The organism is Pseudomonas sp. ANT_J12 (genome assembly GCF_008370045.1).
In the GTDB taxonomy this organism is placed as follows: domain Bacteria; phylum Pseudomonadota; class Gammaproteobacteria; order Pseudomonadales; family Pseudomonadaceae; genus Aquipseudomonas.
Genome location: NZ_VOBN01000005.1, coordinates 181,076 through 196,566, shown reverse-complemented (window position 1 = coordinate 196,566; position 15,491 = coordinate 181,076). Strand labels below are relative to the sequence as shown.

At 61.1% G+C, this 15,491-nt stretch carries 9 protein-coding genes; 4 read left to right on the top strand and 5 right to left on the bottom strand.

The annotated features are described in order from the left end of the window. Window positions 1–221 precede the first annotated feature (221 nt). The 3 genes from FQ192_RS13950 to FQ192_RS13935 all read right to left on the bottom strand — a co-directional run bounded on the left by FQ192_RS13950 (window position 222) and on the right by FQ192_RS13935 (window position 7,928). On the bottom strand, window positions 222–1,595 hold the full coding sequence (locus tag FQ192_RS13950; protein ID WP_149659119.1) for a DUF3999 domain-containing protein: 1,374 nt from the start codon (window positions 1,593–1,595) through the stop codon (window positions 222–224). Next, entirely contained in the window at window positions 1,592–5,218 is a 3,627-nt protein-coding gene (locus FQ192_RS13945; RefSeq protein WP_149659118.1) for a DUF2339 domain-containing protein, read from the bottom strand. Before FQ192_RS13945 ends, FQ192_RS13950 begins: the two co-directional genes overlap by 4 nt. 259 nt (window positions 5,219–5,477) lie before the next feature. Continuing rightward, entirely contained in the window at window positions 5,478–7,928 is a 2,451-nt protein-coding gene (locus tag FQ192_RS13935; RefSeq protein WP_149659116.1) for a glycogen/starch/alpha-glucan phosphorylase, read from the bottom strand. Between the two features lie 260 nt (window positions 7,929–8,188). Here FQ192_RS13935 and FQ192_RS13930 point away from each other — a divergent pair, with 260 nt between their 5' ends. Further along, window positions 8,189–8,629, top strand: a complete 441-nt coding sequence (locus tag FQ192_RS13930; RefSeq protein WP_149659274.1) for a YkgJ family cysteine cluster protein — start codon at window positions 8,189–8,191, stop codon at window positions 8,627–8,629. Window positions 8,630–8,831: 202 nt separating this feature from the next. Here FQ192_RS13930 and typA read toward each other — a convergent pair whose 3' ends face one another. Both typA and thiI read right to left on the bottom strand, forming a co-directional pair. Then, on the bottom strand, window positions 8,832–10,652 hold the full coding sequence (gene typA / locus FQ192_RS13925) for a translational GTPase TypA (protein WP_064675456.1): 1,821 nt from the start codon (window positions 10,650–10,652) through the stop codon (window positions 8,832–8,834). Window positions 10,653–10,791: 139 nt separating this feature from the next. Then, window positions 10,792–12,246, bottom strand: a complete 1,455-nt coding sequence (gene thiI / locus FQ192_RS13920) for a tRNA uracil 4-sulfurtransferase ThiI (protein WP_149659115.1) — start codon at window positions 12,244–12,246, stop codon at window positions 10,792–10,794. 330 nt (window positions 12,247–12,576) lie between these two features. Here thiI and glnA point away from each other — a divergent pair, with 330 nt between their 5' ends. The 3 genes from glnA (at window position 12,577) to FQ192_RS13900 (ending at window position 15,407) form a co-directional block, all read left to right on the top strand. Continuing rightward, window positions 12,577–13,983: a glutamate--ammonia ligase gene (glnA, locus tag FQ192_RS13910; protein ID WP_149659114.1), complete on the top strand. Its 1,407-nt coding sequence runs from the start codon at window positions 12,577–12,579 to the stop codon at window positions 13,981–13,983. A gap of 291 nt (window positions 13,984–14,274) precedes the next feature. Beyond that, window positions 14,275–14,784 (top strand): DUF4124 domain-containing protein, encoded by a 510-nt coding sequence (locus FQ192_RS13905; RefSeq protein WP_149659113.1) that lies wholly within the window; start codon window positions 14,275–14,277, stop codon window positions 14,782–14,784. Beyond that, window positions 14,781–15,407, top strand: coding sequence for a DUF4124 domain-containing protein (locus tag FQ192_RS13900; protein WP_149659112.1), 627 nt, complete (start codon window positions 14,781–14,783; stop codon window positions 15,405–15,407). The genes FQ192_RS13905 and FQ192_RS13900 overlap by 4 nt, the downstream gene beginning before the upstream one ends. The last annotated feature ends 84 nt before the right edge of the window (window positions 15,408–15,491 follow it).

Here is a 15,491-nt window from a genome sequence, read left to right as displayed (position 1 = left end):
CTCCTATCAGACGTGATACGCCCAATAGAGTTCATGTGCGGGGTTGAGCGTAGTTCGAAACCGACCAGATCAAATGGCGGTTTCAAGATTTTTGCTGACTCCAAGGACGCCATCGCGGGCAAGCCTTGCTCCTACGGTTTTGTGTCGTTCGCGGAAATTGGCACGACGCGAACCTGTAGGAGCGAGGCTTGCCCGCGAACGGCGCGCAGCGCCGGCCATTCTCAAGGTTTGACCGGCGGCTTGCGCAACAGACTGAACGCCATCACCGCCAAAAACAGCACACTGAGCAACAACACCGCCCACAACCCGAATTTCTTCCAGTGGGTGTCCGCCGTCACCGCCGCCACCGCTGGGGGCGCGACCGTGACCACCGCCCCGCCCTCGACCGAGGCCTTGCCCAACGACGCAAACTTCGCCGCACTGTAATCCGGAATCAACGTCGACAGCGGCAGGTTCGCCGTCTTCACCGTGGCATTGCCCAGCGCCAGGGTATACGGCCCGGCGCCACGGGCCAGGAACACCACTTGCGTCGAGCGCACCGCGAATTTCACGCTCGGCGCCTCAGCCCCCAGGCCGCCACCGCGCTCATCCACCGTCAGTTTCAATTGCTGCACGGTTTGCCCCGACAGCTGCAATTCGTTCTGCACCACGTCCTGACCATTCTGGGTCAGGCGATACAGCAAACCGCCACTGAGCGGCTGCCACGGCAGACTGCTCTCGCGGCGCCCGGACAAGGTCACTGGCGCCAGGCTGTTAGGCTGATTCAACTCGATCTGCACTCGCTCGAGATTCAGGCCCATCGGCAATTGCCAGGTGTATTCACCGGCCTTCGCGCTGCTGCCGGCCAAGGGTGGCGACCAGACCAACGGCAGCGGCAGGCTGCGGGTGCTGGCGCTTTCCAGTTGTGCGGAGGTCAAGGTAGGCGCCGATTGCGGGGCGTTCCACAGCAAACGCAGATAGCGTGCCGATTGCCCCGGCAGGCCGACTTCATGTTGCTCGACCCGCTCGTCGGCAAACGACAGCCGCGCCACCTGGCCTTCGCCCCACGACTGCCAGTGCTGCAAGTCGTCGCTGGCTTCGATGCTGAAACGCTGGAAACCTTCGCGCTCGCTGGTCCAGTCGAGGATCAACTGCTGCAACGGCGCCTTGATCCCGCTGGCATCGAGCAACCAGCCGCGCAACACTTCTTCGCCCGCCTCCAGTTGAGTCGACGGCTGCACTTCCACCAGCGTGCCGTTGGCGCTCGACTGCACCCGCACACTCGGCGCACGTTCGGTGGCATCTGCCGAGCTGTACAGCGGGAACCATTTCACGTCGGTGGTGGTACGGCTTTCGGCGGACTGCGCGGTTTCCCGGGCCAAGGCATAGGCCTGGGGCTCACCGGCCGCGTTGAACACGCGCACGTCGCTGAGATCGGTCTGTCGTGCGTTCAGTTGCACGCTCAGCGGCAGTTCGAGGCGATACCACGGCCCCTCGCCGCTCACGGACAACGGCACCTGCGTGCTGAAGTCCGACGGTTTTTCCAGGGCGCTGGCCGACATCGCCACGCCCAGCGCAACAGCGCCCAACCACCCCAGGTTCAGCTTCTGACTCAAGACGACACTCCTTCGGTTTCAGGGGCCGGTTTTTCAGGCTCCGGCTCGGCTTCGGCGCGCTTGGGTGGCAACGGGGCGAAATAGCCCACCACCAACAGCAACACGCCCACGCCGATAAACGAGACGATCCGGGCGAGTCCGCCACGGTTACTCAATTCGACAAAGAACAGTTTGGCCACCACCAGCCCGATCAGCGCGGCACCGATCAGCCAGACCTCACGGCGATGGCGCAAATGGCCGCCGATCATCAAGCCCAGCGCCATCAAGGTCCAGACGATCGACAAACCGGCCTGCACCTGCATCGACACCAGCAGTTGATCCAGCTCGAATGGCACGCCGCCCCAATGGTGCGCGGTGCGCGTGACCACGGCGGAGAAAAACACGAACAACGAAGCCCCGGCGATCAGCTGCGTGGCGTTCTCGGCGTACACCTTCGGCAGGGCAAATTGCGTCACGGCGCTACGCGACCACACGTAAACCCCGAACAGCGCGAACAGCAGGCCCAATTCCAGCGGGTTGATCAGCGGCACGTACGGCAGCGGCTCGGCGGTGCCGTCGCTGACGCCGTTCGCCAGCCAGAACCAGCCCAGCATCAACAACGCCAACGGCGCCGCAGCGTAAACACGGTACTCGCGGGAATACGCCGACACCGGCCATGGCCACGCACGCGGCGCGGCAGCCAGCACCAGATACAGACTCGGCAGAATCGCCCAGCCCAACCAGCGCCAGGCGTTGTACTGCTCGGACAACAGCAGCAAGCCATAACGCAGCTCCAGGGCCAGCACACCGAGCAACAGCCAGCAGCCGAGCACATGGGCGGTGCTGAGGGCGCGTGCCGGCAGCATTGGCGCCAGGCGCCGCAGGGAGATGAAATGCACGACGAACACCGCCGCCCACACCAGCCAGCCGAAGTTGGCCGCCGGGTGATAACGCGACTGCCATGCGGCGACCAGCACCAGGCCCGCCGCCGGAATCAGCAAGGTGCAGAGCAAGCCCAGCGCCGACCATTTCAGGCGCAGCGCCAACACCGTCCACAGCGCCACACTCAGCGCCGCGACGGCCAGCAGCAAGGTCGCTTGCAGATTCAGCGGGGCAAAGCGCAGCACTTCGCTGAGCCACGCCAACGTCCACCAGCCCGCGCCCCACATCAGGAGCAATTCGGACAAGCGATTCAGGCTCAGCGCATCAAACGCCGACGCATGATTGCCCACTTGCAAGCGCCACGCACCGACCAACGCGGCCAGGCCGAGCACCAACGGTGTCCAGAAACCGCTATGCGCCAGCGGCTTCAAGCCTTCACTGGCCAGCGGCCCCAGAAGGTCCGGCCCGGCGAACAGGAACGCCGCGCCACCGATCACCTGCAACAGCAGGCCAAAGACAAAACTCACCCGCTGCTTGAGGTACAGACTCAGCCAGATGATGAACAACCCGCTGGCAGCCCACACCGCACTCGCGGTTTGCCACGGCAGCACGAACAGCACCGCGAGGTTGATCAGCACCAGACCCGCCAGCAGGATCACTGACAAGCCGCGCAGCAATCGAGGATCGTTGCGCACCATCTCATCCCGAGCCGCCAGCAACATGCCGCCGATCAACGCCAGACCGATCAGCGAGGCGCTGAGCAATCCGCTCCAGCCAGCGCTGAGCACCGCCGCCGAATCGCCGCTCGCCCCTTTCAGCCGTAGCAGGAACAACGCGCCGCCGAGCAATTGCACGGCAAACGCGGTGAACAGGAACGTGCGCGATTGCAGGCGCAGGCCGACGAACAGCGTCGCCAGCCCGGCCAGCGCCCAACTGATCGCGGTGCCGTGGGTCAGGAAAAACAACGGCGCCAGCAGGTACAGGAAAGTCAGGCCCAGGCATGCCAACACCGGCAAGCCCTGGCGTTCCCAGGCGCAAGTCTGCTCCGGCGGGGCCTGGCGCAATTGGTAGAAACTGAACAGCAACGCCACGCCGAGCATCAGCGCGCCGAGCCAGGAACCGTCCAACAGGCTGCCTTCGCCGGGCTGCAATTCGCTGAGAAAGGCCAGCGCCGAGCCCAGTTGCAGCAGCAAGGCGAAAGCCCGGGCCAGCGGCCGTTGCTGACGCAGGCCGAGCCAGAAAATCCCCGCGCCTTCCACGGCCCAGGCGGCAGCGGTCCAGCGTGCGTCGAGGCCCAACGGGATCGCGAGGCTGGTGAAGATCACGCCCAGCGCCAGGCAAGTTTCCGCCAGCAGCAACGCGCGACCGCCCATCAGCAAGCGGGCCAGGCCCATGTAGAGCATGCCCAGCGCCAACGCACTGAACGCGGCGGCGAATTCCAGATGCTGGACCAGCGCCAACTGCAAGCCGAAACCCACCAGCGGCGGCCCGAACAGCATCGTGCCGTCAACGTAATCGCCCTTGCGCGCCGACCAGTGCAGCAACGCCTGACGGCTGTCGTCTTCCGGCGCGTCGGTCATCTCCAACAGCTTGCGCCGGGTAAACAGCAGGCCAATGCCCAGGTACATCAGGAAGAACAGAATCAGGAACGGTTCGGTGCTCCACAGCAGTTCCGGCGTGTAGGAGCGCGCGCCCCAGGCGAAACCGATGCCGAAGGTGCCGACAAAACCGATCAGGTTGAGCGGACGCCAGGCCTTGAACCAGGCGATGGCGAGGATGCCGGTGTTGAGCAGCGCGAAGTAGCTGAACAACGCGACGTGGTTACCGGAGCCGGTGGACGTCAGGATCGGCGCGGCGAATCCGCCCAACGCAGCGACGCAGGCCAGTGCCAGAGAGTCCTGGGTGATCGCCAGGATCGCCGAGAACACCGTCACCGCCACCAGCAAGCCCAAGGCTGCCGTTGGGTCGAGCAGCGGATGCAAGCGCATCGCAGCGAACACCGTCAGGTACAACACGGCAATCCCGGTGCCTTGCAACATCAGCGCGTATTGGCTGTTGCGATGGCGCAGCCACCAGCCCAGACCGAGCAAGCCCAGGGCACTGGCGGCAACCCCGGCGTAACGCATCTCGATCGGCACCACCATGCCTTCAGTGGCGTAGCGCAGCAGGAAGGCCAGACCGAGGAACAACAGCACCACGCCCACCCGCAGCACGGTGTTGCCGCCGAACAGCCAGTTGCGCGCGCCCATGATCGCGCGGTCGAAGACATTCGGTTCGCGTGGGGCCGCCGGTTGACGCGGTTCGCGGGCGACCGGCTCCGGGGTCCAGACATCGGCGGGCAGCGGACGGCTGGCCTCGGTGGGGGTGGCGGTGATCGATTGGAGTTCGGGCGGAAGTGTCCACACCAGCTCCGGGGATTGGGCGGGGGCTTTGACGGGGATGTCGAGGTGAACGTCGTCGAGGATGAATTCGGGGGGGGCGACGGGTTCGCTGACGTCAGCCTGAGCGGCTTCGGCGGGCGTGGCGTGCGGCGGCATGACGCCGGACGCCTCTAGCGTCCTAACCCGTTGCAGCAACGTATTGAGCGCCACCTGCGTCTGCTCAAGCAGTTGATGGTGCCGGGCCGCTTGCGCGTGCAAACGGGCAATGTGAATGGCCTGGCCAATGCCCAACCCGAGCAACCCGCCCAACAGCGCATCGCTGAGTGACTCATCGAGTACCCAGCCGAGCACCAAGCCAATCAGCATGAAAATCCATTGCATGGTCGATATCCCTAAGCGGCCCATTGGCGGGCAAGTCCAGAAGCCTGGCGTCGTCTGTGCTGACGTCTTCGCGGGCAAGCCTCGCTCCTACAGGTTATGTGTCGTGGCCCAATCCATGGCACACGCAAAACCTGTAGGAGCGAGGCTTGCCCGCGAAAGCGTTCGCGCAGACGCCACTGAAACATCCGGCAAAACTGACGCTTAGTATATCGATCCGGCCCAACGTACGTTGGGCCTTGCTCGCAATTATTGCTAAAAGTTACTCCAAAGCCTTCCAGATATCGGTCGCGTACTCACGAATCGTCCGATCCGACGAGAACCAGCCCATCCGCGACGTGTTCAACACCGCCGACCGCCACCATGCCTGGGAGTCATGCCAGTGCGCTTCTACGCGCATCTGTGCGTCCCAATAGGAGTCGAAATCGGCGCAGACCAGGAAGCGGTCGTAGTCGATCAGCGAGTCGATCAGCCCGGTGTAGCGCGACGGATCATCCGGCGAGAACACCCCGCCGCGAATCGCTTGCAACACGTCGTTGAGGCGATGGGACGCGGCAATGTCCGGCGCGGCGTTGAACTCATGGTTCTGCTTGCGCGCTTCGACCTGTTGCGCGCTGAGGCCGAAGATGAACATGTGCTCCACGCCAATGCGCTCGCTCATTTCGACGTTGGCGCCATCGAGGGTGCCGATGGTCAGCGCGCCGTTGAGGCCGAATTTCATGTTGCTGGTGCCCGACGCCTCGAAACCGGCGGTGGAAATCTGCTCCGACAAATCCGCCGCCGGAATGATGCTCTCCGCCAGGCTGACGTTGTAGTTGGGCAGGAACACCACCTTGAGCAAGCCGCGCACGGTCGGGTCGTTGTTGACCACCCGGGCGATGTCGTTGGTCAATTTGATGATCAGCTTGGCCTGGTGATAACTCGCCGCGGCCTTGCCGGCGAAGATCTTCACGCGCGGCACCCAGTCGATTTCCGGCTCGGCACGAATCGCCTGGTACAGCGCGACGGTGTGCAGCAGGTTGAGCAACTGGCGCTTGTATTCGTGGATCCTTTTCACCTGCACGTCAAACATCGCCGCCGGGTTGACCGCGATGCCCAGCCGTTCGTGAATCAGGTACGCCAGGGCTTTCTTGCTGTGCAGGCGCTGTTCGGCGAAGGCCTTGCGGAACGCGGGTTTCTCGGCGAACGGCTGCAGATCGAGCAAGCGCTCTTCCGGGTTATCCAGCAAGTCAGGACCCAGCGCATCGACCAGCATCGAGGTCAGTTCGGAGTTGGCCTGATACAGCCAGCGGCGGAACGTGATGCCGTTGGTTTTGTTGTTGATCCGTTCCGGGTAGAGCTTGTGCAGTTCGGAGAACACGGTTTTACGCATCAGTTGCGTGTGCAATGCGGATACACCGTTGACGCTGTGGGAACCGAGGAATGCGAGGTTGCCCATGCGCACGCGGCGGCCATTGTCTTCCTCGATCAGCGACACCGCGCGCAGCACGTCGAAGTCGTGGATGCCTTTGGCCCGCAGCGAATCGATGTGCTGGGCGTTGATCAGGTAAATGATCTGCATGTGTCGTGGCAGCATGCGTTCCATCAAGCCGACCGGCCAGGTTTCCAGCGCTTCCGGCAGCAGCGTGTGGTTGGTGTACGACAGCGTATCGACCGTGACCTGCCACGCGGCATCCCACGCGACATCGTAGACATCGACCAACTGACGCATCAGCTCGGCCACGGCGATTGATGGGTGAGTGTCGTTGAGCTGGATCGCCGCGTGGTCACCCAGGGTCAGCACCGAGGTGTGCATGTTGCGATGGCGGCGCAGCAAATCCTGCAGGGACGCGGCGACGAAGAAGTATTCCTGGCGCAGGCGCAGTTCCTGGCCGGCTTCGGTGCTGTCCGCCGGGTAAAGCACGCGGGAAATACTTTCGGCCCGGGCGACTTCGGCCACGGCGCCCAAGTGGTCACCGGCGTTGAAGCGTTCCAGGTGCAAATCTTCCACGGCGCGGGCGCGCCACAAGCGCAGGGTGTTGACGCTGGCACCGCGCCAGCCGACCACCGGGGTGTCGTAGGCAATCGCCCGCACGGTTTCCACCGGAGTCCAGACTTGCCGGGACTTGCCCGTATCGTCGGTGACAGTTTCGACGCTGCCGCCAAAGCCGATCGGGTACACGACCTCTGGCCGTTCGAACTCCCACGGGTTACCGAAATCCAGCCAGTGTTCGGTCTGCTCCTGCTGCCAGCCATCGACGATGGCCTGGCGGAACAAACCGTGCTCATAACGAATGCCGTAGCCGTGGCCGGCGATGCCGAGGGTCGACATGCTTTCCATGAAGCAGGCGGCCAGACGACCGAGGCCGCCGTTGCCCAGCGCCGCATCGGGCTCCAGCAGGCGGATGCGTTCGAGGTCGACGCCGAGCTCGGTCAGCGCTTCGCGGGCGACGTCGAGCAGGCCGAGGTTGCTCAGGCTGTCGTAGAGCAAGCGGCCGATGAGAAATTCCAGGGACAGGTAGTACACCCGTTTCTGCCCTTTGCGGTAGATCTGCCGGGTGTGGTCCATCCAGTGCTCGACCATGTGGTCGCGCGCTGCCAGGGCAATGGCTTCGAACCAGTCGTGGTCGAAGGCGTGGTCCGGGTCTTTGCCCACCGCGTAGGTGAGTTTGGTCAAGACGGCGTCGCGGAATGCGGCCACCTCTGCTTCGCGAACAAGTGGTTCTTGAGTCATCGATAAGACCTCGAGCGAGCTTTGAGTTGTCTGAGCCTAGACGGTCTGACAGGCGGTATGGGCTCTGGTTCGGCAGTTTTTCCTGATAGTGCGAGATAGGTCGGCATTACATTGGCACGTGCCTGAATCAATGCAGGGGCCGTGCCGGATTAACGGTGTTTATGGGGCCTTTCAGAAAAAAACTGGCGAAAGGTTGTTCAAAAATCCACCAGTCCCGGTATGATCGCGCGCCCTGATGCACACGCTGGTAACAACCGATGATGAAGTCCAACCTGATCGCCGCCGCGGAGATCGACCGCCTCGATACCTGGGCCAAATATTCTGCCCCGATGTGCGGTTCCTGCGTGTCGAGCTGCTGCACCTTGCCGGTCGAGGTCAAGATCAAGGATCTGATCCGCATCGGCATCGTCGACGAGTTCGAACGTGGCGAGCCGGCGAAGAACATCGCCAAGCGCTTGCAGAAGGAAGGGATCGTCGAGCGTTACAACCAGAAGTCCGAGATCTTCACTCTCCAGCGCATGAGCAACAACGATTGCCTGTACCTGGATCGTAAGAGCCGTCTGTGCACTATTTATGAAAAGCGCCCGGATACTTGCCGCAACCACCCGAAAATCGGGCCGCGGCCGGGGTATTGCGCTTACAAGCCCAAAGCAGTGGCGCGTGAGAGCAGCGAGAGCCGGCGTACCCTCGAGAAATTCTGATCCGCAATCTCACTGCCCGATGATCGTTCCCACGCTCCGCGTGGGCATGCAGCCCGGGACGCTCTGCGTCCCAAAGCGGACGCGGAGCGTCCATTGAGGCATTCCCACGCAGAGCGTGGGAACGATCATCAAACGCTAGACAAACAAAAACGCCCCCGACCTTGCGGTCGGGGGCGTTTTTTTTGTCAGCTAACTAAATAACTCAGTTACCGGACTTCTTGGCAGCGCGGGTACGCTCGCTTTCGCCCAGGATCTTCTTGCGAAGACGGATGGACTTAGGAGTGACTTCGCACAATTCGTCTTCTTGAACGAATTCCAGCGCTTGTTCCAGGGTGAAACGGATAGGCGGAACCAGAGCGATGGTTTCGTCTTTACCCGAGGCACGCATGTTGTCGAGCTTCTTGCCTTTGGTTGGGTTGACGCCCAGGTCGTTGTCGCGGCTGTTGATGCCGACGATTTGACCTTCGTACACGTCTTCGCCGTGACCCAGGAACAGTTTGCCGCGAGCTTGCAGGGTTTCCAGCGAGTAAGTCAGCGCCTTACCGGTAGCAACCGAAACCAGCACGCCGTTCTGACGGCCGGACATGTCGCCGGACTTCATCACGTCGTAACGGTCGAAGATCGAGGTCAGGATGCCTGCACCGGAGGTCAGGGTCAGGAACTCGTTACGGAAACCGATCAAGCCACGAGCCGGGATGTTGTACTCAAGGCGCACACGGCCCTTGCCATCCGGAACCATGTTGGTCAGGTCGCCTTTACGGATACCGATCTGTTCCATGATCGAACCTTGCGATTCTTCTGGCAGGTCGATGGTCACGTTTTCGTACGGTTCGTGCTTAACGCCGTCAACCATACGGATGATCACTTCCGGACGACCAACACCCATTTCGAAGCCTTCGCGACGCATGGTTTCGATCAGTACCGAGAGGTGCAGCTCACCACGGCCGGAGACTTTGAACTTGTCGGCGGTGTCGCCTTCTTCAACGCGCAGGGCAACGTTGTAGAGCAGTTCTTTGTCCAGACGCTCTTTGATGTTACGGCTGGTGACGAACTTGCCTTCACGGCCGCAGAACGGCGAGTCGTTAACCTGGAAGGTCATCGAAACGGTTGGTTCGTCAACGGTCAGCGGCTTCATCGCTTCAACGTTCAGTGGGTCGCACAGAGTGTCGGAGATGAACAGCGAATCGAAGCCGCTGATGCAGACGATGTCGCCGGCAGCTGCTTCGTCAACGTCGACACGGTGCAGACCGTGGTGACCCATCAGCTTCAGGATACGGCCGTTACGGCGCTTGCCGTCGGCATCGATCGCCACAACCTGGGTGTTCGGCTTGACGCGACCACGAGCGATACGGCCAACGCCGATGATGCCCAGGAAGCTGTTGTAGTCCAGTGCCGAGATTTGCATCTGGAACGGACCGTCACGGTCAACTTTCGGTGCTGGTACGTTGTCGACGATCGACTGGTACAGCGGGGTCATGTCTTCAGCCATGTCGGTGTGTTCCAGACCGGCAATGCCGTTCAGGGCCGAGGCGTAGACGACTTTGAAGTCCAGCTGTTCTTCGGTAGCACCGAGGTTGTCGAACAGGTCGAAGATCTGGTCCAGAACCCAGTCCGGACGCGCGCCTGGACGGTCGACCTTGTTGATCACCACGATTGGACGCAGGCCGGCTTCGAAAGCCTTCTTGGTCACGAAACGGGTTTGCGGCATAGGGCCGTCTTGAGCGTCAACCAGCAGCAGAACGGAGTCAACCATCGACATTACACGTTCAACTTCGCCGCCGAAGTCGGCGTGGCCCGGAGTGTCCACGATGTTGATGTGGTAGCCGTTCCAGTTGATGGCGGTGTTTTTCGCCAGAATGGTAATACCGCGCTCTTTCTCCTGGTCGTTGGAGTCCATCACGCGCTCGTCGTTGAGCTCGTTGCGCTCCAGGGTGCCGGATTGACGCAAGAGTTTGTCTACCAGGGTGGTTTTACCATGGTCAACGTGAGCAATGATGGCGATGTTGCGTAGATTTTCGATCACTTGTGTATCTCGATCAGAGGATTCGGTGTGCTGACAAGTCTTGGCAGCGATTAACAGTAGAGTCCGGCAAAGCCGTTACAGCTTGACGGCGGCGTCGGGGGGCCGGTGACGCAGGCCACAGGCAAACAGCCCCGGGCACTTAGCTCGGTCGATAAACGCGCACATTGGCATGCCCCTCACTGAGCAAATGGTGGGCATGCAGGCGACTCATCACGCCTTTGTCGCAATACAGCAGGTACTGGCGAGTAGGGTCCAGTTCCTTGAAACGAGCGTTCAATGCATAAAACGGCATCGTCTGTACCTCAATGCCAGCCAGTTCCAGCGGCTCGTCTTCAGCGGCATCCGGGTGACGGATGTCGATGATGATCTGGCCCGCCAGAGCTTCGCTGACTTCTTCGATCTGCAAGTCCTGGCCCAATTCGTCGATCACGCGATCGATCGGCACCAGTTTGGCGTTTTCGAGCGCACGCTCGAGGACCGCCATGTCGAACTGTTGTTCTTCGTACTCCACGCGGTTGCGCTTGGCGTGGGTCTTGGGGTTCACCGAGATGACCCCGCAGTATTCGGGCATGTGCTTGGCGAAGTCGGCGGTGCCGATTTCGTTGGCCAGGTCGATGATGTCCTGCTTGTGACTGGCGATCAGCGGGCGCAAGACCAGCTTCTCGGTCACACAGTCGATCAGGGACAGGTTCGGCAACGTCTGGCTCGAAACCTGGGAGATCGCCTCACCGGTGACCAGCGCATCAATATCGAGCCGATCGGCAATCTTCGATGCAGCGCGCAACATCATACGCTTCAAAACTACGCCCATATGACTGTTATCGACTTTCCCGAGAATTTCTCCCAGTACTTCCTCGAACGGCACACTGACAAATAACACGCGTTGGGAGCTGCCGTACTTCTTCCAGATGAAGTGCGCGACTTCCATGACGCCCAGTTCATGGGCCCTGCCGCCCAGGTTAAAGAAGCAGAAATGGCTCATCAGGCCACGGCGCATGATCTGGTAGGCGGCGACTGTCGAGTCAAAGCCGCCGGACATCAGTACAAGCGTCTGTTCCAGCGCTCCCAGCGGATAACCGCCGATGCTGTTGTGCTGGCTGTGGATCACATACAACCGTTGGTCGCGAATTTCGATGCGAACTTCGATTTCCGGCTCTTTCAGGGAAATCCCGGCGGCGCCGCACTGACGACGCAGCTGGCTGCCGACGTATTTCTCCACGTCCATGGACGTGAAGGTGTGGTGCCCGCCGCGCTTGCAGCGCACCGAAAAGATCTTCCCGGCCAGGGCATCGCCGTAGTGCGCTTTGCACTTGGCGACGATGTCGTCGAAGTCACCCAGCGGGTATTCGTCGACCTGCAGGAAATGCGCGATGCCCGGCATGCAGCTCAGGCGCTCGGTCATCTCCTTCAGGGCCCGGGGCTCAGTGACGCGGGTTTCCAGCTCGAGGTTGTCCCACACACCGTTCACCACCACAGCCGGGTCCAGATCGCGGAGCACGGCACGGATGTTCTTGGCCAACTGGCGGATGAAACGCATCCGTACCGGGCGGCTCTTGATGGTGATCTCGGGAAAGACTTTTACGATTAGTTTCATGAAAACAGCGCGCGCTGGGCCAGCCGAAAAAGGGGGGCGCGGATTATAGCGGAAATTGCTCAAGGTTTAACCAGTTAATATGCAGAAGGTTTCGCGCGCACCAAAACGGGTCATTTGTGGAAATAGACGCTACATTACAGGGCGCTTATTTCAGCTTTGCGACGCTTTGCACCTCTATAAGCGTGAAATTGGGGCAAAAAACCCATGGTGGGGCACTGGCATGCAATTTGCTCCCTTGTGAGGCAGGTTGCCTTGGCAGAGTATTCGCGCCGGCATCACCCACATTCTAAGGGCATCCACTACTAAGCCCGAAGCCACCCGGAGGACACTATGTCGAAGTCGGTTCAACTCATCAAAGATCATGACGTCAAGTGGATTGATCTGCGCTTCACGGACACCAAAGGCACTCAGCACCACGTGACCATGCCGGCTCGCGATGCGCTGGATGAAGCTTTCTTCGAAGAAGGCAAAATGTTCGACGGTTCCTCCATCGCTGGCTGGAAAGGCATCGAAGCCTCCGACATGATCCTGCTGCCGGACGACAGCACTGCCGTTCTCGACCCGTTCACCGAAGACCCAACGCTGATCATCGTTTGCGACGTCATCGAGCCTTCGACCATGCAAGGCTACGATCGCGACCCGCGTGCGATCGCCAAGCGTGCCGAGGAATACCTGAAGTCGACCGGTATCGGCGACACCGTATTCGTAGGTCCAGAGCCTGAGTTCTTCATCTTCGACCAGGTGAAGTTCAAGTCCGACATCTCCGGCTCGATGTTCAAAATCTTCTCCGAACAGGGTTCGTGGATGTCCGACCAGGACATCGAAGGCGGTAACCACGGCCACCGTCCAGGTATCAAAGGCGGCTACTTCCCGGTGCCTCCGTTCGACCACGACCACGAAATCCGTACCTCCATGTGCAACGCCATGGAAGAAATGGGCCTGGTCATCGAAGTTCACCACCACGAAGTGGCGACTGCCGGCCAGAACGAAATCGGTGTGAAGTTCAACACCTTGGTCGCCAAGGCTGACGAAGTTCAGACCCTCAAGTACTGCGTGCACAACGTAGCTGTGGCTTACGGCCGCACCGCGACCTTCATGCCTAAGCCTCTGTACGGCGATAACGGTTCGGGTATGCACGTTCACCTGTCCATCGCCAAAGATGGCAAGAACACCTTCGCTGGCGAAGGTTATGCCGGCCTGTCCGACACCGCCCTGTACTTCATCGGCGGCATCATCAAGCACGGTAAGGCCCTGAACGGCTTCACTAACCCGTCGACCAACTCCTACAAGCGTCTGGTCCCAGGTTTCGAAGCTCCGGTAATGCTGGCCTACTCGGCGCGCAACCGTTCCGCTTCGATCCGTATTCCTTACGTGTCCAGCCCTCGCGCTCGCCGTATCGAAGCCCGCTTCCCGGATCCGGCAGCCAACCCATACCTGGGCTTCGCTGCACTGTTGATGGCTGGCCTGGACGGCATCCAGAACAAGATCCACCCAGGCGACGCAGCTGACAAAAACCTGTACGACCTGCCGCCTGAAGAGGCGAAAGAGATCCCACAAGTTTGCGGCAGCCTGAAAGAAGCCCTGGAAGAGCTGGACAAGGGTCGCGCGTTCCTGACCAAAGGCGGCGTATTCTCCGACGACTTCATCGACGCTTACATCGCTCTGAAAAGCGAAGAAGAAATCAAGGTCCGCACCTTCGTACACCCACTGGAATATGAGCTGTACTACAGCTGCTGATCCGGTAGCGCTGCGCTACGCGGCGTGACAAAAAGAGGCCTCCTTCGGGAGGCCTTTTTTGTGGGCGCTCGTTTACCTGATCGCCCTGTTGGTGATCGTCCCCACGCTCCGCGTGGGAATGCAGCCCGTGACGCTCTGCGTCACTGGACGCGGAGCGTCCCTTGAGGCATTCCCACGCAGAGCATGGGAACGATCAATCCTGCTTTTCCATTCCAAAATGTTTACAACTTGGGTCTATCGCCAGCCCTGACCTATGCTGCAACCCAACGTCTTCGCTTCCGGTCGATTTTTATGGGTCGTGGTTTTCTCCTGATGCTGCTGTTGATCGCCCTGCCCGCCGCAGCGCAGATCTATAAGTACACCGACGCCAACGGCAACACCGCCTACAGCAATCAACCGCCCGATGGCGTCAAAGCGCAGCCGGTGGAGTTGCCGCCGCTCAACAGCGTCGCGCCCTCGGCGCCGCCCGCCGCTCCCGTCGAGGCCAGCAGCCGTGAACAACCCCGCCACGCCTACGAGGTGCTGGAGTTGACGGGCCTGCCCACCACCGAAGCCCTGCGCGCCAACAACGGCACCTTCACCGTCAATGTGCTGATCAAGCCGCGCCTGCAAGGCCCGCATCAGTTCCGGTTGTTGCTGGACGAGCAGCCTTATGGCCAGCCGAGCAACGTGCCGATCCTGCAACTGGTGAATGTGGATCGCGGCGAACACAGCCTCGCGGTCCAGGTGATCAGCGGAGAGGACGTCATCCAGCAAAGCCCCAGCGTGACCTTCACCGTGCAGCGGGTGCATACGCCTTGAGCCGCTGGCTGATCGGCGCACTGCTTTTGCTCAGCAGCCTGACAGCGATGGCTGACGTCTATACCTACGTCGACGCCCAGGGCAATCGGGTCTTCACCGATCAACCGCGCCCCGGCAACGCCAAGCGTGTGCCGCTGGCCACCAGCAATCGCATGTCGGCCAACCCGACCAAGGCAGCGCCGGTGATCGCCGCACAAAAGTCCGAAGTAAAACCGCCGTTCCACTACGACATGCTGCGCGTACTGGTGCCAGAACCCGACGCGACAATCCGCAGCAGCGCCGGCGAGGTGATTGTCAGCGTTACCAGCGAACCCGGCCTGCAACCGGGGCATCGCTACCGTTTGCTACTCGACGGCCAGCCCACCGCCGAACCGGGCCTCAGTCCGGTGTTCGCCCTGAGCAATCTCGACCGTGGCAGTCACAACCTGTCGGTAGAAATCCTCGACGAACAGGGTCGCACCGTCGAGCGCACGGCCAATCAACCCTTCCACATGCTGCGCATCTCGCTGGCGCAGAAGCGCCAGGTCAAGCCCTGCACCCTCACCGACTACGGCCAACGGCCGGAATGTCCGCTCAAAGACAAACCTCCTGAAGAAAAAAACCCCTTCCTGAAGTTCTTCTAACCTCGTTCAGCTTTGCGCACTATATTGGTGCAATCGGTTGCACCGTACCCACATCGAAACCCATTTTGGTTCGAAAGTACCCGC